Annotated in this window: 21 protein-coding genes; 13 read left to right on the top strand and 8 right to left on the bottom strand. The window is 77.4% G+C overall.

What is annotated here, in order from left to right:
• Positions 1 to 1,061, bottom strand: a 1,061-nt coding sequence (locus FA014_RS03920; RefSeq protein WP_154728395.1) for a sensor histidine kinase, incomplete at its 3' end; no start/stop codon positions are given.
• 222 nt (positions 1,062 to 1,283) lie between these two features.
• Here FA014_RS03920 and FA014_RS03915 point away from each other — a divergent pair.
• Both FA014_RS03915 and FA014_RS03910 read left to right on the top strand, forming a co-directional pair.
• Positions 1,284 to 1,781 (top strand): DUF1269 domain-containing protein, encoded by a 498-nt coding sequence (locus FA014_RS03915; RefSeq protein ID WP_154728394.1) that lies wholly within the window; start codon positions 1,284 to 1,286, stop codon positions 1,779 to 1,781.
• A 46-nt stretch (positions 1,782 to 1,827) separates the two neighbouring features.
• On the top strand, positions 1,828 to 2,271 hold the full coding sequence (locus FA014_RS03910; protein WP_154728393.1) for a DUF7144 family membrane protein: 444 nt from the start codon (positions 1,828 to 1,830) through the stop codon (positions 2,269 to 2,271).
• Positions 2,272 to 2,359: 88 nt separating this feature from the next.
• On the opposite strand, the gene FA014_RS20570 is transcribed toward FA014_RS03910, so the two are convergent.
• On the bottom strand, positions 2,360 to 4,903 hold the full coding sequence (locus FA014_RS20570; RefSeq protein WP_230322846.1) for a LuxR C-terminal-related transcriptional regulator: 2,544 nt from the start codon (positions 4,901 to 4,903) through the stop codon (positions 2,360 to 2,362).
• A 331-nt stretch (positions 4,904 to 5,234) separates the two neighbouring features.
• Between FA014_RS20570 and FA014_RS03900 the strand changes: the two genes are divergently transcribed.
• Positions 5,235 to 6,584: a DUF1254 domain-containing protein gene (locus FA014_RS03900; RefSeq protein WP_195969157.1), complete on the top strand. Its 1,350-nt coding sequence runs from the start codon at positions 5,235 to 5,237 to the stop codon at positions 6,582 to 6,584.
• 30 nt (positions 6,585 to 6,614) lie between these two features.
• On the opposite strand, the gene FA014_RS03895 is transcribed toward FA014_RS03900, so the two are convergent.
• Positions 6,615 to 6,827, bottom strand: coding sequence for a hypothetical protein (locus FA014_RS03895; RefSeq protein ID WP_154728391.1), 213 nt, complete (start codon positions 6,825 to 6,827; stop codon positions 6,615 to 6,617).
• Between the two features lie 82 nt (positions 6,828 to 6,909).
• Entirely contained in the window at positions 6,910 to 7,485 is a 576-nt protein-coding gene (locus tag FA014_RS03890) for a hypothetical protein (protein WP_154728390.1), read from the bottom strand.
• A gap of 73 nt (positions 7,486 to 7,558) precedes the next feature.
• On the opposite strand from FA014_RS03890, the gene FA014_RS03885 reads away from it, so the two are divergent.
• From FA014_RS03885 to FA014_RS03875, 3 genes are all read left to right on the top strand, one after another.
• The gene (locus tag FA014_RS03885) at positions 7,559 to 8,200 is read left to right on the top strand and encodes a TetR/AcrR family transcriptional regulator (RefSeq protein WP_195969156.1); all 642 of its coding nucleotides are present in this window, start codon (positions 7,559 to 7,561) and stop codon (positions 8,198 to 8,200) included.
• Between the two features lie 90 nt (positions 8,201 to 8,290).
• Positions 8,291 to 9,928, top strand: a complete 1,638-nt coding sequence (locus FA014_RS03880; protein WP_154728388.1) for an FAD-binding protein — start codon at positions 8,291 to 8,293, stop codon at positions 9,926 to 9,928.
• Between the two features lie 96 nt (positions 9,929 to 10,024).
• Positions 10,025 to 10,654, top strand: a complete 630-nt coding sequence (locus tag FA014_RS03875) for a TetR/AcrR family transcriptional regulator (RefSeq protein ID WP_154728387.1) — start codon at positions 10,025 to 10,027, stop codon at positions 10,652 to 10,654.
• Positions 10,655 to 10,720: 66 nt separating this feature from the next.
• Here FA014_RS03875 and FA014_RS03870 read toward each other — a convergent pair whose 3' ends face one another.
• From FA014_RS03870 to FA014_RS03860, 3 genes are all read right to left on the bottom strand, one after another.
• Complete coding sequence (locus tag FA014_RS03870) at positions 10,721 to 11,413, bottom strand: ABC transporter ATP-binding protein (RefSeq protein ID WP_154728386.1); 693 nt, start codon at positions 11,411 to 11,413, stop codon at positions 10,721 to 10,723.
• Positions 11,410 to 12,537 carry an ABC transporter permease gene (locus FA014_RS03865; protein ID WP_195969155.1) on the bottom strand — a complete coding sequence of 376 codons (1,128 nt, stop codon included), beginning with the start codon at positions 12,535 to 12,537 and terminating at the stop codon, positions 11,410 to 11,412. Before FA014_RS03865 ends, FA014_RS03870 begins: the two co-directional genes overlap by 4 nt.
• A gap of 219 nt (positions 12,538 to 12,756) precedes the next feature.
• Entirely contained in the window at positions 12,757 to 12,924 is a 168-nt protein-coding gene (locus FA014_RS03860) for a hypothetical protein (protein ID WP_154728385.1), read from the bottom strand.
• Positions 12,925 to 13,161: 237 nt separating this feature from the next.
• Between FA014_RS03860 and FA014_RS03855 the strand changes: the two genes are divergently transcribed.
• The 5 genes from FA014_RS03855 to FA014_RS19850 all read left to right on the top strand — a co-directional run bounded on the left by FA014_RS03855 (position 13,162) and on the right by FA014_RS19850 (position 16,186).
• Positions 13,162 to 13,785 carry a sugar O-acetyltransferase gene (locus FA014_RS03855; protein ID WP_230322845.1) on the top strand — a complete coding sequence of 208 codons (624 nt, stop codon included), beginning with the start codon at positions 13,162 to 13,164 and terminating at the stop codon, positions 13,783 to 13,785.
• Between the two features lie 61 nt (positions 13,786 to 13,846).
• A complete protein-coding gene (locus FA014_RS20920) occupies positions 13,847 to 13,969 on the top strand; it encodes a hypothetical protein (protein WP_268865878.1) in 123 nt (40 codons plus the stop codon).
• Positions 13,966 to 15,657, top strand: a complete 1,692-nt coding sequence (locus FA014_RS03850; RefSeq protein ID WP_154728384.1) for an FAD-dependent oxidoreductase — start codon at positions 13,966 to 13,968, stop codon at positions 15,655 to 15,657. The genes FA014_RS20920 and FA014_RS03850 overlap by 4 nt, the downstream gene beginning before the upstream one ends.
• Positions 15,658 to 15,713: 56 nt before the next feature.
• On the top strand, positions 15,714 to 15,992 hold the full coding sequence (locus tag FA014_RS03845; RefSeq protein ID WP_154728383.1) for a metal-sensitive transcriptional regulator: 279 nt from the start codon (positions 15,714 to 15,716) through the stop codon (positions 15,990 to 15,992).
• Positions 15,993 to 16,021: 29 nt separating this feature from the next.
• Positions 16,022 to 16,186: a hypothetical protein gene (locus FA014_RS19850; protein ID WP_195969154.1), complete on the top strand. Its 165-nt coding sequence runs from the start codon at positions 16,022 to 16,024 to the stop codon at positions 16,184 to 16,186.
• Between the two features lie 28 nt (positions 16,187 to 16,214).
• On the opposite strand, the gene FA014_RS03840 is transcribed toward FA014_RS19850, so the two are convergent.
• Positions 16,215 to 16,628, bottom strand: a complete 414-nt coding sequence (locus tag FA014_RS03840; RefSeq protein ID WP_154728382.1) for a RidA family protein — start codon at positions 16,626 to 16,628, stop codon at positions 16,215 to 16,217.
• Positions 16,629 to 16,706: 78 nt separating this feature from the next.
• On the opposite strand from FA014_RS03840, the gene FA014_RS03835 reads away from it, so the two are divergent.
• The gene (locus tag FA014_RS03835) at positions 16,707 to 17,075 is read left to right on the top strand and encodes a winged helix-turn-helix transcriptional regulator (protein ID WP_154728381.1); all 369 of its coding nucleotides are present in this window, start codon (positions 16,707 to 16,709) and stop codon (positions 17,073 to 17,075) included.
• A gap of 325 nt (positions 17,076 to 17,400) precedes the next feature.
• Positions 17,401 to 17,679: a hypothetical protein gene (locus FA014_RS03830; protein ID WP_154728380.1), complete on the top strand. Its 279-nt coding sequence runs from the start codon at positions 17,401 to 17,403 to the stop codon at positions 17,677 to 17,679.
• Positions 17,680 to 17,729: the final 50 nt, after the last annotated feature.

The following is a 17,729-nucleotide window of genomic DNA, read 5'->3' as shown; positions in this document are numbered from 1 at the left end:
AAGCCGCCGGCGGGCGTCGGGCCCGCGTCCAGCCGCCCGCCGACGAGGGCCACCCGCTCGCGCAGCCCGGCGAGCCCGGTGCCGCCGGTGGTCAGGCCGGCCGGCGCCGCGCTCGCCTCGGTGGTGAGCACCTGCACGTGCAGCTCCGGCCCGGCGTCCTCGACGAGCACCCGCGTGCCCGCGCCGGGCGCGTGCCGCACGGCGTTGGTGAGGCCCTCGCGGACGACGCGCACGGCGGTGCGCTCGGCGGGGTCCGGCGGCTCGCGGTGGGCGGCGGCCACCACGGCCGTCACCGGCTGGCCGACGTCGCGCGCGGCGGCGACCAGGCCCTCGACCTCCGGGAGCGCGTGCCGCGCCGGCCCGTCCTCGCCGGGCTCGTGCCGCAGCAGGCGCAGCACCTCGCGCATCTCCTCCAGGGCGGCGCGCCCGGTGTCCCAGATCTCCCCGGCCGCGGCACGCACCGCCGGGGCGGCGGAGTCGTCGTCGAGCAGGTGCGCGTGCAGCACCATCAGGGTGATCCGGTGCGCCACGACGTCGTGCAGCTCGCCGGCGAGCCGGGTCCGCTCGGCGCGCCGGACGGCGAGGGCAGCGGCCTCCGCGGCGGCCCGCTCCCGCTCCGCCCGGAGCGCGGCCGCGGCGGCCGCCGACCGCTGCCAGCGCCCCGCGAGCCAGGGCACGAGCACGGCGAGGAGCAGCACGAGCGGCACCGCGACGCCGGACCGGTACGAGGTCAGCCGCCACACGGGCCAGACCGCCACCAGCGACGCGAGCAGCCCGAGCCCCACCGCGCGCGGGCCGGCCCACCGCGCGACCAGGTACAGCGCGACCGGGGTCGCGGCGACGGGCGACAGCAGGCACAGCGGCAGGCAGACGGCGAGCGCCACCGTCTCGCGGCGCAGCAGCAGCGCAGCGGCGCCGAGCAGCTGCGCCGCGACCTCCCAGGCGACCGGCTCGAGCGCGACCCCGGCCCGGGCGCGGGCGAGGACCAGGGCCAGGCCCGCCGCGGCGGCCACGGCGGACAGCGCCTGGCGCGGCGCGCCCACGGCGCGGTCGTCGGGCATGGCGACTCCCCCCGGTCGTCGGTGCTCGCGACGAGCGTCGCCCCCGGAGGGCCCGGGGGGCGTCGTCCGCGGCGGATGACCCGCGGGACCGCGGCCGCCCGCGCGCCACGGGGTCACCCGGCCCGGGCGATGCGCGCGGCTCGGCGACGCCGGGACGCTGGCAGAGGTCCCACCCCGGCGACGGGGCCGCGGGACCCACCCGACCGACGAAGGAGCACGACGGTGGCCACTCTCAGCGTGTGGAAGTTCGAGACCCCGGGCGGCGCCCAGCAGGCCGAGCAGGTGCTCGAGTCGCTGGCGAAGCAGGAGCTCATCCAGGTGCACGACGCCGCCACGGTGTCCTGGGACCCGGACAAGTCGAAGCCGAAGACCCGGCAGGCGCACAGCCTCGCGGCCGCGGGCGCCCTGGGCGGCACGTTCTGGGGCATGCTGTTCGGCCTGCTGTTCTTCGTCCCGCTGATCGGCGCCGCGATCGGCGCGGCGGCCGGCGCGCTCGCCGGGTCGCTCACGGACGTCGGCATCGACGACGACTTCATCGACTCGGTGCGGAGCAAGGTCACGCCGGGCACCTCCGCCCTGTTCCTGCTGTCGTCCGGCGCGGTGCCGGACAAGGTGGTCGCGGCGCTCAAGGAGCAGGGCATCCACCCCGAGCTGATCCAGACCAACCTGTCCGAGGACGAGGAGGCGCGGCTGCGCGCGGCGTTCGAGGAGAACGCCTGAGCGGTCGCCGCGGCCGGGCGTCGTCCCGGCGGTGAGGAGGACGACGATGTCGAGGACGTCTGCGTACGAGGGGGCCGGTGCGCCGGTCCGGCGCCGGGAGAGCGCCTGGGTGGGCTGGATCTGGTTCGCCGCGCTGCTGATGATCCTGATGGGCCTGTGGGGCATGTTCAGCGGCCTGGTCGCGGTGTTCTCGCCGCACACCATCGTCGCCTGGACGACCTACGGGCTGGCGACGGTCGACGTCTCCACCTGGGGCTGGGTGCACCTCGCGGTGGCGGCCCTCGTCTTCCTGGTCGGCGTCTCGCTCCTGACCACGGCCGCGGGCTGGGCGCGGGTCGCCGCCGTGGTCCTGGTCGGTCTGCAGCTGCTGCTCCAGTTCGTGGCGCTGCCGGCGACGCCCTGGTGGTCGCTGGTGTCGATCGCCCTGTGCGTGACGGTGCTCTGGGCGCTGATCGTGCACGGAGGCGAGCTGCGCCCCGTGGCGACCTGACCGGGGCCCGGTCGCGGCCCGGTCGAGGGGCCGGGCGGGCCGGGAGGCAGGGCGGCGGCGTCGGGGGGTGCCGCCGTCCTGCCGCACGTCACAGGAGCCCGCGCTGGACCGCGGTCCGCACCGCGTCCCGGCGCCCGCCGACCCCGAGCTTGCGGTAGATCGCCCGCATGTGGGTCTTCACGGTGTTGACCGACAGGAACAGCGAGCCGGCGATCTCCTCGGACGTGAGCGACGACCGCAGGCAGGCGAGGACGTCCCGCTCCCGGGGCGTCAGGTCCCAGGCGGACGCCCGCGGGGTCGGCGCCTCGTGCTCGGCGACCAGCAGCCGCGTGACCATCGGCTCGTGCGCGCTCCCCCACTCGAGGTGCGCCGAGAGCAGCGGGTGCAGCGCGGCGGCGCGGTCCCGCAGCGGCCGGACCAACCCGTGCGGCTCGGCCGCGGCGAGGGCGGCCTCCAGGGCCAGGTGCGCCGCGGAGGCGTCCTCGTCCGCGTGCAGCGCCGCGGCCGCCGCGAGGTTGGCGACCCGCACGTGGCCGGGCGTCGCGCCGAGCGCCGCCCCCGCCCGGGCGGCGGCGTGCTCGGCGGCCCGCAGCGCGCGCTCCGCGCCCTCGATGTCGCCGATCCGCAGCAGCAGGTCGCTCTGCCAGCCGAGCGCCAGCGGGTCGGCGAAGGTCACGGCCGTGTCGTCGACCCGCGCGAGCGCCTCGCGCGGGCGGTCCTCGGCGGCGAGCTGCACCGCCGTGAGGAACTCCCGGAACGCCGGCAGGTGCTCGGGCGCCGAGCCGTCCGGCCACGGCGCGTCGGTGATCTCCCGCGCCCGGGCCAGGCCGGGCGCGTCGCCCTGGGCCAGGCAGACGATCGCGAGCACGCCCGCCGCGTGCACGGCCACCTCCCGCCGGTTCCGGCCGGCGGCCTCGATCGCGGCGTCCAGGTGGTCCGCGGCGGCGTACAGGTCGTCGCGCCAGTAGGACGCGACGCCGCAGGCCAGGTGCGCGGACGCCACGATGCTCGCGCCCTGCCAGTCGTGCAGCGCCGCGGCGGCGAGCACGGACCGCGCGGCGGCCAGCGCCACGCCGGCGTCGCCGCGCAGCGCCGCGGCCAGCGCCTCCTCCGCGTGGCAGCCGATCTCGAGCGCGACCCAGCCGCGCTCGGCCGCGAGGACGCCGCCCGCCGCGAGGTGGTCGAGCGCCGCCGGGTCGGGGCCGTACTGCTGCAGCTCCGCGCGCCCCACAAGGTACAGGCCGAGCGCGCGGGCGGCGTCCCCGGGGGCGCCACCGCCGCCGGTCCGGTCGTCCAGCAGCGCCCGTCCGCGGCGCACCGACTCCCCCAGCGGCGGGCGCCCCGGGCCGAGGAACGTCCGCACCAGCTCGCCGACCCACGCCGACCGGCCGCCGTCGCTCCCGCCGTCGGCGTCGTGGGCGTGCGCCGCCGCGAGCGCCAGCAGCACGTCCGGGTCGCTGCGGTACCGCGGGGGCAGCGCCGCGCGCAGGCCCCGCACCTGGCCGACGTCCCCGCGCACCACCAGGTCGGGCCACCGCTCGCCGAGCACCCGCGCCGCCAGGTCGGGCGCGAGGCCGTCCAGCGCGTGCTGGATGGCGGCGGCGGGGTCGCGCGGCCCGAGGTGCGCGGCGACCACCCGGTGCGCGACCCGGGCGGCGAGCGGGTCCCGCCGCGCCAGCACCGCCCGCGCGTGCGCGGCGACCAGCGCGTGCCACCGGTACACCGGTGCGTCCGCGGCGTCGCCCACGTCGGTGAGGAACAGCCCGCGGCGGACGCACTCGTCGAGCAGCCGCGCCCCGCCCGGCACCAGCGCCTCGGCCAGCTCGGGGTCGACCTGCGCGGCGACGCTGGCGCGGAGCACGAAGTCCGCGAGGTCCTCCGGGAGCGAGCCGATGACCTCCTCGACCAGGTAGCCCGTGATCGGCACGTCCCGGTCCCGGAGCTGGGCCAGCGGGACGCCGGAGCCCGCGAGCACGTCGGCGGCCAGCGCGAGCCGCACCGCCACCGGCCAGCCGCGGGTGATCTCCCAGAGCGTGCGGACCGCCGCGTCGTCCGCGGGCACCCCGGCCGCGCGGACCACGTCGGCGACCTCCCGCGCGGTGAACGCGAGGGCGCGCTCGCGGAGCTCGCCGACCTCGCCCGCCATCCGCATCCGGTTGACCGGCAGCGTGGTGTCGTACCGGCCGGCGAGCACGAACCGGGGCCCGGCGTACCGCAGCACCGGCCCCAGCACCTCCCGCGCGGTGCGGGCGGAGAGCAGGTGCACGTCGTCGAGCACCACCACGGCCTCCGGGGGCAGCCCCTCCAGGGCGGCGACCAGGGCGTCGACCCGGCGGGCGAGCGTCCCCAGCGCGCGGTCGGCCGCGGGCTCGTCGTCCGGTCCGGCTCCCGGTGCCAGCTGGGCCAGCGCCTCGCCCAGCACGCGCACCAGGCGGCCGGGCTCGTCGTCGAGCGGGTCGAGCGACACCCAGGCGACCGGGTCGGCCGTGCGCGCCGCCCACTGCGCGAGCAGCGTGGTCTTGCCGTAGCCGGCCGGCGCGCTCACCACCGTCAGCCGGTGCGCGGCCACGGTCGCCGCGAGCGCCTCGTCGCACCGCGACCGCGGGACCAGCCCGCGCGGGGGCCGCGGCACCGTGAACTTCCCCCCGGGTGCCGCCCGACCGCGCCCCGTCCCCGGGTCCCCCTGCGGTGCTGTCCTGTCGCCGTCGTCACCAGCGTCCATGTCCACGCCCCCCGACGCGTGCTCGGCCTCACCGGATCTCGCCTGCTCGCGGTCCCCGGTGCACTCCTCCCCCAGAGTGACACGTTCCGGTTGATCGCGAGTCATGATGTCCGTGACTGCCTCATCCGCCGCGGATGAGCCCGGCCGGCGCCCGGGGTTTCACACACCGCGGGTGAGGCGGTCCGGGGACCGGCACGGCTGTGCTGGGGACGTCGGTCGGACGGTGCGAGGGCGGTGGGCGATGCCGGAGACCCTGCCCGCCCCGGTGCCCGTCCCGCACGACGCCGAGGTGGTCCGCGCCGCCGCGGAGGCGCTCGTCTGGGCGCGCCCGGCGCTGCTCGGCTACCGGGAGCTGCGCACCCAGCTGCGGACCAGCCGAGCCGGTCTCGGCGTCCTCGACCACGACGAGGGCCCGCCCGCGCCGGGCGACGGCACCCGGCACGGCGACCCGCTGCTGCTCCGGTCCAGCGGGTGGCTCGACCTGCGTGCCGAGCCGGCCGTCGTCGGCCACCCCGACCTGCCCCCCGGCCGGTACGCCGGGCTGCAGGTCGTGGACCTGCTGGCCCGCACGGTCGCCCACCTCGGGGCGGCCGGCACGGGGGCCGAGGCGGGCGACTGGGCGGTGGCCGGGCCCGGCTGGGACGGCCGGGTGCCGCCGGGCGTGCGCGGCGTCCTGCGATCCGGCTCGCCGCTCGTCCGGGTCCTGGCCCGCACCGCCGTGCCCGGACCGGGCGGCCTGCGCGTCGCCCGGGAGCTGCAGCACGCGTACCGCGTGCGGCCCCTGCACGCGCTGGGCGGGGTGCTGCCGCCCCGGCCCGCGCCCTCGCCCGGGTGGCTGCGGTGGGACGAGGAGCGCGCCTGGGGCGCCGGCTTCGTCGACTACCTCGCGCTCCTGCTCCGGGTCGCCCCGCCCGCGGACCCGGCGGACCGGCGGCGGGTCGGGAGGTGGGTGCGGCTGGGCGTGCTGCCCGGGCTCGGCCTGCCCGGGGCGGGACAGCACGCGGACGACGGGCACCGGACCGACGGACGCACGCGGGTGCTCGTCGCACGGGGGGCGGCGCTCGGTGCGGCCCAGCTCGCGGACGCCCTGCGCCGGGAGGGGCAGGGCGCCGGCGGGGCGCGGGCGACGGGTGGGACGGGTGCGGCGGCGGACGGGGCAGGCGTGGCGGCGGCGCTGCACCGGGCCGTCGCCGCCGAGTACGAGCTGCACGCCCCCGAGCCCGACGAGGTGCGCACCCTGCGCTGGCGGCTCGTCGACGGGGAGCCGCTCGACGGCCACCGCCGGTACCGGATGACCCTGCGCACGCCGCCGCCCGCGCGGCTGCTCTGGTCGCTCGCCGCGCACGCGGAGCCGTCCGGCGAGCTCGTCGCCAACCGCGCCCGGCGGTACGCGCTCGGCCCGGCCACCCCGGACCTGCCCTGGGGACCAGACGGCTCGCTGACCGTCACGCTCCAGCACGACGAGCCGGTCGACGCGCTCGGGCGGGCGGGCTGGCTGCCGGTGCCCCCGGGCCCGTTCAGCCTGGTGCTGCGGCTGTACGGGCCGCTGCCGGCGCCGGCGTGGGCCCCCGCGCTGCGCGTGCTGGGCTGAGCCCCGGGCGCCCACCCGCGACCGGCCCCCTCACGACCGGCCGGTCACCGCCTGCAGCTCCGCGATGTCCACCCCGAGGTCGCACAGCAGGGCCACCACCCCGGTCAGCCCGGAGGCGTCCGGCACCTCGCAGGACAGGATCGCGCCGTCCCCGGTCGGCGCCGCCACGATGTCCGCGAAGTCGCCCAGGCCGCCGAGGTCGCGCTCGGGGCCGACCACCCGGATGTGGTAGAGCACCGCCACCCGCCCCCTCCCGAACCGCCTCCCGGCCACTCTCCCGCTCGCTGCGCGCCGCGTCGTCACGCGCCGCGGGTGACCCGCGCGCTCAGGACAGGACGACCGCGACCGCCGCCCGCGTCCCCGACTCGACCGCGAACGACCAGCCCGCGCCCAGCTCGTCGAGCGGCAGCACCGTGACCAGGGGGTCCGCGTCCGGGTCGGCCCCGTCCGAGCAGGCGACGTCGGCCTCGCCGACGGTCTCGCCGGCGACCGCGACGGCCAGGTGGGCGCCGCGCCCGCGCTCGGACGCGCAGACGACCGTGACGTCGTGGGCGCCGGGCTCCGGGGCGTCCGAGGACCCGCCGCTCATCGCGGTGCCGGGGCCGCTGGCACCGGACGCGGCGAACCCGGCGCCGTCCGCGCTCGCCAGGATCCCGTCGGCGACCTGCCCGACCCGGTCCCCCGCCACGTCGGGGTCGAACGCGGGACCGGCGGCGGCCCGCCACCCGAGCACCGCCACGACGACCACCACCGGGACGGCGAGGGCCAGCAGGGGCAGCCACCGGGGCGCGCGGCGCGGGGCGCGGTCCTGGGCGGGCTCCTCCGCGGGCGTGGCGTCGACGACCGCGAGCAGGTCGGGGTCGTCCGCGGGGCGCGCGCGACGCTCGTCGGCAGGGGTCATGCGCCCGAGCCTCGCACGACGACCCGGCCCCGCGCGGGCGTTCCGGGGCGCCCCGTCCCCTACCCTCGGCACCGTGGCGGAGCGACGGGACGCGGTGCGCAACCGGCGGCTGATCGTCGCCGCGGCGGAGGCCGTCTTCCGCGAGGAGGGGGCGGCCGTCCCGCTGGACCGCGTCGCGCAGCGGGCGGGGGTGGGACGGGGCACGCTCTACCGGCACTTCCCCGACCGGCTGGCGCTGGTCGCGGCGGTGTACGCCGCCCGCGTCGACGCCCTCGAGCGGCACGTCGGCACCCTGCCCCCCGAGCGGCTGGTCGAGCACCTGGTCGCCGAGATCGGCGCCCAGCAGGTCGCCGCCCCGGGGCTGTTCGCCGCCGTGCACGCCGCCGACGACCCGGCCGTCGGGGACGTCGAGCGCCGGGCGGGGGTCCTGCTCGACCGGGCGCTGGCCGGCGCGCGGGCGCGCGGGCGGGTCCGGCCCGACGTCACCGCCGAGGACCTCCGGCTGCTGTTCGCGATGGCGGAGGGCGTGCTCGCGACCGAGACCCCCGAGCGCGCGGGCCCGCTGGTCCGGCGCGCGCTGGTGCTCGGGCTGCGCGGCCTGCTCGTCGACGCGCCCGACGCGCTGCCCCCGGCGACGCTCGTCGTGCCCGCGGAGGGGGCCGACGACGACGAGGTCGTCGACCGGGCCGCCCGCACGACCCCCGACGGCGCCTGATCCCGCCCCGGCCGTTGCGCGCGGCCCCGCCGCGGGCCATGCTGGGCGACAAGCGGACATCGGTGTCCGGTTCGGGTCGAGGAGGACCGCATGGGCACGAGCGACGAGCACACCTACGACGTCGTGGTGGTGGGCACCGGCGCCGCCGGGTTCGCCACGGCGCTGGGCGCGGTGGACGAGGGCCTGAGCGTGCTCCTGCTGGAGAGCACCGACCGCTGGGGCGGCAGCACCGCGATGTCGGGCGGCGGCATGTGGCTGCCGGACAACCCGCTCATGCGGCGGGACGGCGTCGGCGACTCCCGCGCCGAGGCGCTCACCTACCTCGACGCCAGCGTGGGCGACGCCGGCCGGGCGTCGGACCGCGCGCGCAAGGAGGCGTTCGTCGACGGCGTCGAGGACTTCGTCACCACGGCGGAGCGGCACGGCATGCGGTTCGTGCGGGCCACGGACTACCCCGACTACTACCCCGAGCTGCCGGGGGGCAAGATCGGGCGCGCGATCGAGGTGCAGCCGCTCGACACCAAGGTGATCGGGGACTGGTGGTCGACCTGCCGCGCCCTGGTCCCGCTGCCCATCAAGACCGACGACATGTGGCTGCTCGAGCGCGCCTGGTCCACCCCGGCGGGCTTCGTGCGCGGCGCCCGGTTCGTGTTCCGCACGCTCGGCGCGGTGGCCCGCGGGCAGCGGCTCGCCGGCATCGGGGCCGCCCTGGCGACGTCGTTCCTCGACGCCGTCGTGCAGCGCGGGGGCGCGTCGCTGTGGCTGGAGAGCCCGCTGGAGCAGCTGGTCGTCGAGGACGGCCGCGTCACGGGCGTGCGGGTCACCCGCGACGGCCGACCGGTCACCGTGCGCGCCCGGCGGGGCGTGATGATCGCGGGCGGCGGGTTCGAGCACAACACCGAGTGGCGGCAGAAGTTCCACGGCATCGACGGCGCCCCCTCGGGCAACCCGGGGAACGTCGGCCGGCCGATCGAGATCGCCCAGGCCGCCGGCGCCGCCGTCGAGCTGATGGACGACGCGTGGTGGGGCGCCTCGGTGGCGTCGCCGGCCCCCGGCGAGCCGCCGGGGTTCCTCGTCGGCGAGCGGTCGCTCCCGTACTCGATCATGGTCGACGCCCGCGGCGACCGGTTCGCGAACGAGTCCGAGTCCTACGTCGACCTCGGCCACCACATGCTGGAGCACGACCCCGACGGCGCGTACTGGCTGGTCGCCGACGCCCGGCACGCGCGCCGGTACCTGCGGAACTACGCCCTGGACCCGCGCGCGCTGCGGGCCCTGGCGGAGGCGGGCCTGTACGTGAAGTCGGCGTCGCTCGCCGACCTGGCGGACCGGATCGGCGTCGACCCCGCCCGGTTCCGGGCCACCGTGCAGCGGTTCAACGGCTTCGCCCGCTCGGGGGTCGACGGCGACTTCGGGCGCGGGAACTCCGCCTACGACCGGTACTACGGCGACCCCACCGTGCACCCGAACCCGAACCTCGGCCCGCTCGAGCGCGGGCCGTTCACCGCGTTCCGGGTCGTCATCGGCGACCTCGGCACCAAGGGCGGGGTGCTCACCGACGCGGACGGGCGGGCGCTGCGGGAGGACGGCAGCGTCATCGCCGGGCTGTACGCCGCGGGGAACAGCTCGGCGTCGGTGATGGGGCGCACGTACCCCGGGCCGGGGTCGACGATCGGGCCGGCGGCGGTGTTCGGGATGCGGGCGGCGCGGCGCATGGCGCGGGGCTGACCGGCGCGCCGCACGCGGCCCGCCCCCGCCGGCCCGGGCGCGCCCTAGAGTGGGCGGCCGGGCACCGGGCCCCCAGGACCTGCGGAGGATGAGGACGTGCCGCGAATCGCCGCCCCGACCGTGGCGGAGCACCGCGCGGCGCGCCGTCGCGCGCTGCTGGACGCCGCGCGTGCCCTGCTGACAGCGGAGCCCGACCGGGTGCCGTCGCTGGCGGAGGTCGGGGCGCGCGCCGGGCTGTCGCGGTCCAGCGTCTACCAGTACGTCCAGTCCCGGGACGACCTGCTGCGGGCGGTCGTGAGCGACTCGTTCCCGCGCTGGCAGGAGCGCCTCGACGCGGCGATGGCCGCCGCCCCCGGGCCCGCCGAGCGGGTGCTCGCGTTCGTCCGCGCGAACCTGGAGCTCGTCGCGGACGGCGAGCACGCGCTGGCGCGCACCCTGGCGGTGGTGGCGCCGGCCGAGGACCTGGCACGCGAGTCGCGCGCGTTCCACGAGCAGCTCCTGCACCCGGTGCTGGACGCGCTCACCGAGCTCGGCGTCCCGGACCCGGAGACGACGGCCGAGCTGGTCAACTCCCTGGTGCACGCCGCGTCGCGCCGGGTCGAGCAGACCGGGGACCTGGAGCGCGCGTACGCCGCGACCGCGGCGCTGCTCGAGGGCTACCTGGGCGATGCGGCGGGCACCGCGGGCACGGCGGGCACCGCGGGCACCGCGGGAACGGCGGGCTGACTCCCGGCACGGCTCCGCCCGGCCCGGGAGGTCCCGGGCCGGGCGGAGCGGGGTGCGGCGTCCGGATCAGGCGGGCCGCAGCCGCCCGTCGACCATCTCGACCACGCGGTCCACGTGCTCCAGCACGTCGTGGTCGTGGGTGACCATCACGGTCGCGACGGAGAACTCGTGCGTCTCGCGGGCCAGCAGCTCGACGATCTCGTGGCTGCGCCGGCGGTCGAGCGCCGCGGTCGGCTCGTCCACCAGCAGCACGGACGGCGAGGCGACGAGGGCCCGGGCGATGCCCACGCGCTGGCGCTCGCCGCCGGACAGCCGGCCGGGGCGCCGTCCGGCGCGGTCCGCCATGCCGACGGCCGCCAGCAGCGCCTCGGGTCGCAGCGTCGCCGGCCGGCCGGTGATCGACTCGACCAGCCGGAGCTGGTCGACCGCGGTGAGGGCGGGCACCAGGTTGCCGGACTGGAACACGAAGCCCACGTGGTCCCGGCGGAACCGGGCGAGCGCCCGCGGCGAGATGCCGGTCAGCTCGGTGTCGTCGACGACGACGGACCCCGACGTGGGGCGGGTCAGCCCGCCGGCCACCGCCAGCAGGCTGGACTTGCCCGCCCCGGAGGGGCCGACCACGGCGACGATCTCGCCCGGCTCCACCACCAGGTCGACGTGGTCGAGGGCGGTCACCACCTGGTCGCCGTCCCCGAACGACAGGGTGACGTCGGACAGCTCCAGACCGGTGCGGGTCTGCGTGCGCGCGGTGGCGGTCATCGGTTCTCTCCCAGGGCGGTGACGGGGTCGACGGAGACGATGCGGGTGGTGGCGACGGCGGCGCCGACGAGCCCGAGGCCGACGATCAGCGCCGCGCCGCCGAGGACCGGGCCCACCTCGAGCGAGAACGGCATGCCCGTCCCGCCCAGCAGGGCCCCCAGGCCGAGGCCGGCGGCGACGCCGACGGCGGTCGCGCCCACCAGCAGGATGGCCGCCTGCATCAGGCCGTCGGTCAGCAGGTAGCGGGTCGAGGCCCCGATGGCGCGCATGACCGCGAGCTCCCGCGTCCGCTGCACCGTCCAGAGCGTGAAGAACGCCCCGACGACGAGCGCGGAGATCGCGTACAGGAAGCCCTGGATCAGCTGCATCGTCATGAGCTCGGCCGCGTAGCCGGGCGAGGAGTCGAACGCGTCGGCGATCGTGCGGGCGGACGTGCCGGCCGCGGCGTCACCGGCCGCGAGGTCGATCGCGCCCCCGGCGGACCGGAGGGCCACGACGCTCGCGACGTCGTACGCGTCGCCCGGCACCGCCTCGCCGGCGCCGACCCCGGCGTGCACCTCCTGCCAGGTCCGCAGCGCCACGTAGCCGATGTCGACGTGACCGAACGTGCGCTGGTCCGGCGCGAAGCCCACGACCTCGAGCCGCGTGCCCAGCCGGTCCAGCGTGATCACGTCGCCCAGCGCGATGCCCTCGTCCCGCGCGGTGGCGCTCAGCACGACCTCGCCCTCCGCGGCGAGGTCGCGGCCGTCGGCCGCCTCGGGTGCGACGAACCCGCCGGGCTCGACGCCGAACAGCGTGAGGTCGACGGGGGCTCCGTCGTCGTTCTTGGCGTTGACGATCGCCGTCCCGAGCAGCTCGGCGTCGGCCACGTCGTCCTGCGCCGCCCAGGCGTCCCGCTGCGCGGCGGTGACCTCGGAGCGCGTGAAGGCGGAGTCGGTCTTGGTGCCCTCCGCGAAGGCGAGGGCGTCGATCCGGCTGCGCTGCAGCCCGGAGACGCCGTCGATCACGAGCCCGGAGGACAGGCCGGAGAGCAGGACCATGAGGACGGCGATCAGGGCGACGACCGCGCCCATCAGGCCGAAGCGGGTGCGCGCGAACGCGAGCTCGCGCAGTGCGAGGAACACGGGGAGCCTCTCGGGGTCGGGGGGACGCGCCGGGTTTCCGACGCGCTGTCGGTATCATAGCGACGCGGTGTCGGTATCTCACCGACACCGCGTCGAGGTCCGCACGCACGGGGGCGTGCCGGGGACGACGAGGGGCCCCGGCGCCCGGAGGCCGGCGGGTCGCACCCGCCCGCGCCGTCTCCCACGGCGCACCTCCGCGGCACCGCGGCCCACCCGTCGTCAGCGGGCGAGGCCGGCGCGCTCGACGGCCTTGCGCCGCAGCACCCGCGCCACGGACCAGGCGGCCATGCCGGCGACGACCAGCGTCCACGCGGCGACCCAGCCGCTCGCGAGCGCCAGCCCCGTCGTGGCGAGCACGCCCGCTCCCTGTCCGGTGATCTGGTACACAGTTCCCCCCTCTCCGCAGTCGTCGGCCGCGGACGGGCCGATTCCCGACGCGGTGAGCCCATCCGACCCCGCCGGGACCGGGTGCTCACGACACCCGCGGACGCCGTGAGCACAGCGGACGCGCGCGACGAGCAGGCGCGCCCCGGGCCGCGAGCGACCGCTCGCGGCGTGCTCACGGCCGGGGCCGCGCCGGAGGTCCCGGCGCCCCGCGGCCCCCGCCTGGGACACTCGTCGTCCGTGACGAAGGAGAACCCCGTGCAGGAGCTCGACCTCGCGACCGCCCTCGCGGACGGCCGCACCGAGTACGACAAGATGGTCGCCGGCGACTGGTACCGCTACCGGTCCGGCCCCGAGCTGGCCGGGATGACGACCAGCACCCAGCGCACGTGCCGCCGGATCACGGCCCTCTACGACGAGGACCGCCCCGCGGCCGAGCAGCTGTTCCGCGAGCTGCTGGGCACCGTCGGGGAGGGCGTCGACTTCCGCCCGCCGTTCTACCTGGACTACGGGCACCGGCTGCACCTCGGCGACCGGACCTTCGTCAACGCGGACTTCCTCACCCTGGGCGGCGGCGAGATCCGCATCGGCGCGGACGTGCTGATCGGCCCGAGCGTGCGGCTGTACACGCCGACCCACGTGCTGGACCCGGAGCTGCGCCCGCAGGGCTGGGAGCGGGTCTCCCCCATCACGATCGAGGACGGCGTGTGGCTCGGCGGCAGCGTCGTCGTGTGCCCGGGCGTGACGATCGGCGCGCGGTCGGTCGTCGGCGCGGGGTCCGTGGTCACGAAGGACGTGCCGCCGGACGTGGTCGTCGCCGGGAACCCCGCGCGCGTCGTGCGCCCCCTCCTGCCGGAGGGCTGAGGGCCGCGCGCCGGCCGGCTCCGCGGTCGGAGGTATACCCCCGGGGGTATATGGTGGTGCCATGACGACCTCAGCGACCACGGCCGCGCCCCTCGGCGTGACCGCGCCCGACCACCACCTCGTGCTGCCGGTCCCCCGGGTCCACGCCCGGGTCGCAGCCCCGCACACCGGGGGTGCCCGATGAGGATCGTGGTCGTCGGCGGCGTCGCGGGCGGCATGAGCGCCGCGGCCCGGGCCCGCCGCCTGGACGAGTCCGCCGAGATCGTCGTGCTGGAGCGCGGGGAGCACCCCTCGTTCGCGAACTGCGGCCTGCCCTACTTCGTCGGCGGGGAGATCACCGACCCGGACCGGCTGCTCGTGCAGACACCGGCGTCGCTGCGCGCGGCCCTGGACCTCGACGTGCGGACCGGTCACGAGGTGACCGCCGTCGACACCACCCGCCGCGTGCTGACCGTCCGGTCCGCCGCCGGCCTGTCCGAGCTGTCCTACGACGCGCTCGTCCTCGCGCCGGGCGCCCGCGCCGTGCGCCCGCCGGTGCCCGGCCTGGAGTCCCCGCGCGTGCGCACCCTGCGCACCGTGCCGGACGCGCGCGCCCTGCGGGACCGCGTCGAGGACGGGGCGAGCCGCGGCGTCGTGCTCGGCGGCGGGTTCATCGGCGTCGAGGCGGCCGAGGCCCTCGTCCTCGCCGGGCTCGACGTCACCCTCGTCGAGCTCGCCCCGCACGTGCTCCCGCCGCTGGAGGACGAGGTCGCCCACCCCGTCACGGACGAGCTGCGCCGCCTCGGCGTCGACGTCCGCGCCGGCGTCGGCGCCACCGAGGTCCTGAACGGGCCGCTGCGCGACGACGTGGTCCTGTCCGACGGCAGCCGGGTGCCCGCCGACCTGGTCGTGCTGTCCGTCGGCGTGCGCCCGGACACCGCCCCCTTCGAGGCCGCCGGCATCGTGTGCGAGCGCGGCGCGATCGTCGTCGACGAGCACGGACGCACGTCCGCCCCGGGCGTCTGGGCGGTCGGCGACGCGGTGGTCTCCACCGACGCCGTCACCGGCGTGCGCCGGCCCGTGCCGCTGGCCGGCCCGGCCAACCGCGCCGGGCGGCTGGTCGCGGACGACATCCTGCGCCCGGAGACGGCCCGGCCCCTCCCGGCACCGCTGGGGACCGCGATCGTCCGCGTCGGGTCCCTGACCGCCGCCACGACGGGCGCGGACCGCCGGGCCCTGGCCACCGCCGGGATCGACCACCGCACCCTCCACCTGCACCCGAACCAGCACGCCGGCTACTTCCCCGGGGCCGAGCAGATCCACCTGCTCGTGCACGTCCGCGCCGGGGACGGGCGCCTGCTCGGCGCGCAGGCCGTCGGCACCGACGGGGTCGACAAGCGCATCGACGTCCTGGCCACCGCGATCCGCGCGGGGATGGCCGTCGCGGACCTGATCGACCTCGACCTCGCGTACGCCCCGCCCTACGGCCAGGCCAAGGACGCGGTGAACCTCGCCGGCATGGTCGGTGCGAACGTCCTCGACGGCACGCTGCGGCTCTGGTACGCCGACCAGCTGGACGAGGTGCTCGCCACCGCGCTCGTGCTCGACACCCGGAGCGAGGCGGAGTACGCGGCGGGGCACCTGCCCGGCTCGCTCAACATCCCGCACACCGAGCTGCGCGACCGCCTCGACGAGGTGCGCGCCGCCGCCGCGGGCCGGCCCGTGCGCGCCCTGTGCGGGTCGGGCGTCCGCTCCGCCCTCGCGCACCGGGTCCTGACCCAGGCGGGCCTGGACTCCGCGTCCCTGTCCGGCGGCATGCTGACGCTGCGCGCCGCGCTCGGCGACCGTGCCGCGTCGGCGATCGTGACCCCCGAGCCCGCCGGCCGAGCCTGAGCCCTCGCGACACCCTGCCCGACCGGCACGACCCCACCACACCCCGGAGGAACCCCATGACCGGTCCCGACGCCGAGGCCCAGCGCCGCGTCCTGAACCGCCTGCGCCGCGCCCGCGGCCAGCTCAACGCCGTGATCGACGCCGTCGAGGGCGGCGCGCCCTGCCGGGACGTCGTCACCCAGCTGGCCGCGGTGTCCAGCGCCCTCGACCGCGCCGGCTTCACCGTCATCGCGACCGCGATGAAGGACTGCGTCGCCGAGCCCGACGGCGCACCCCGGGCCGAGGACGGTCTCACGACCGCCGAGCTCGAGAAGCTCTTCCTCACCCTCGCCTGACCCCCCCCTCCACGAACAGGAGCAGACCCATGTGCTACCCGACGACCTGCCGGCAGTGCGGCAAGACGACCTGGGCCGGGTGCGGCGAGCACGTCGCCGACGTCCGGCGCGTCGTACCGGCCGACCAGTGGTGCGACGGGCACCCCGACGCCGAGCCCGGCCGGGGGTTCCTCGGCCGCCTGCTCAACCGCTGACGACGCCCCGCTCCCGGGGCGCCCTGGATCAGCCGATCACCGCGGTCGCCTCGATCTCCACGCGGACGCCGGGCTCGAACAGCACCTCGACCCCGATCAGCGACGCGGGAGGCAGCGGCGTCGGCAGCCCGAGCTCCTCCGCCACCGACCCGACGCCGGCGAGGAACGCGGGCATCTGGTCGGCCGTCCACCGGGTCACGTAGATGGTCAGCCGGACGACGTCGGCGAAGGTCGCACCCGCGCCCGCGAGGGCCGTCGCGACGTTCCGGAGCGCGTCGGCCACGTGCCCGGCGATGTCGTCGGCGGCGAGCGGTGCGCCGTCCGCGTCGACGCTGCCGACCTGGCCGGCGACGTGCACCTGGCGGGTGCCCGAGCCGATCGCGACGTGCTGGTACGGGACGGGGTGGGCGAGACCGGCGGGGCTGAGCAGCTGGACGGGCACGAGGTCCTCCGAAGGGTGGGAAGCAGGTATCCCCTTCCTACGTGGTACCCGCAGGACACTTCAACGAGACTAGGTGTCGTGACCGAAACCGCCACGCCCGCCGAGCGCCTCGCCGTCGGCGCGCCCCACCGCGAGCTGCTCGAGCAGGTGCTGGACACCTGGTCGATGCAGGTCCTCGAGCACCTGTGCGAGGCGCCCGCCCGGTTCAACGACCTGCGCCGGGCGATCCCGGCCGTCACGGCGAAGTCGTTGACCGCGACGCTCCGCCGGCTCGAGCGCAACGGCATCGTCGGCCGTGCGGTCATCAGCACGCGTCCGGTGGCGGTCGAGTACGCGATCACCCCGCTCGGCAAGACCCTCCGGGAGCCCGTCGACGCCCTGCTCGCCTGGACCTCCGCGCACCTGGCGGAGGTGGAGGCGGCGCGCGACCGCTTCGACGACGCCTGACGACCTCAGGACTCCCGGGGAAGGCCCCTGGGGGCTGTGGGAGGGGCAGCCGTGCCGGACATGCCGTGGTGGGGTGGTGGTGGCTCGTTTGTCGATCGTTCTGACCTGCGACGACGTCGTCCCTGGTCAGGAGCGTGTGCAGGTTGAGGGTCGCGCTGTGCACAGGCTGGACTGCGGGACCTGCGAAGGTGTCATCGGCGCAGTTCGCCGACTCGCCGGACGAGGACCTGGATGAGTTTGTAGAAGCGCAGGGAGGCACGTATGGGGCCGCCTGAGAGTCGTTCCCGTTGTACTCGGTCGTCCCAGGGCGCTGGTACGTCCCGTCGTGACCGCGCAGACCTTTGACCAGCCACCCTCGTCCGAGGTCCTTGATCCCGCACGCCGACGCGAACTCGACGGCGTCGAAGTTCGGGTCGTTGTACGCGAGCACCTGCGCGGTCACCCACAACACATTGACGCGGACGTTGCGGGTCCGAGTCTCGTCGAGCGCTTCGCTCGGACACCGGTCGTCGGCGCGGTTGCGCCCTGCGCGGTCGAGCCGAGTGTGAGCGTCCGACCAATCGTGCATGCGGATCTCGTCGGCGTGCATCTGCGCGATTCGTGACAGGGCCACAGTCGCCCCGTGTCTGGCCCCCCGACGGGGCCGGCCAAGAA

Origin of the sequence: Cellulomonas hominis (assembly GCF_005239125.1) — a bacterium.
Lineage (GTDB): Bacteria > Actinomycetota > Actinomycetes > Actinomycetales > Cellulomonadaceae > Cellulomonas > Cellulomonas hominis_A.
Note: the sequence above shows the minus strand (reverse complement) of the source record. Positions and strands in the feature narration are given on the sequence as shown.

Coding starts and splice junctions, on each gene's coding strand:
- FA014_RS03910 (WP_154728393.1), top strand. CDS start 1,828: ATGTCGAGGACGTCTGCGTACGAGGGGGCCGGTGCGCCGGTCCGGCGC.
- FA014_RS03900 (WP_195969157.1), top strand. CDS start 5,235: ATGCCGGAGACCCTGCCCGCCCCGGTGCCCGTCCCGCACGACGCCGAG.
- FA014_RS03890 (WP_154728390.1), bottom strand. CDS start 7,485: ATGACCCCTGCCGACGAGCGTCGCGCGCGCCCCGCGGACGACCCCGAC.
- FA014_RS03880 (WP_154728388.1), top strand. CDS start 8,291: ATGGGCACGAGCGACGAGCACACCTACGACGTCGTGGTGGTGGGCACC.
- FA014_RS03870 (WP_154728386.1), bottom strand. CDS start 11,413: ATGACCGCCACCGCGCGCACGCAGACCCGCACCGGTCTGGAGCTGTCC.
- FA014_RS20920 (WP_268865878.1), top strand. CDS start 13,847: ATGACGACCTCAGCGACCACGGCCGCGCCCCTCGGCGTGACCGCGCCC.
- FA014_RS03850 (WP_154728384.1), top strand. CDS start 13,966: ATGAGGATCGTGGTCGTCGGCGGCGTCGCGGGCGGCATGAGCGCCGCG.
- FA014_RS03845 (WP_154728383.1), top strand. CDS start 15,714: ATGACCGGTCCCGACGCCGAGGCCCAGCGCCGCGTCCTGAACCGCCTG.
- FA014_RS19850 (WP_195969154.1), top strand. CDS start 16,022: ATGTGCTACCCGACGACCTGCCGGCAGTGCGGCAAGACGACCTGGGCC.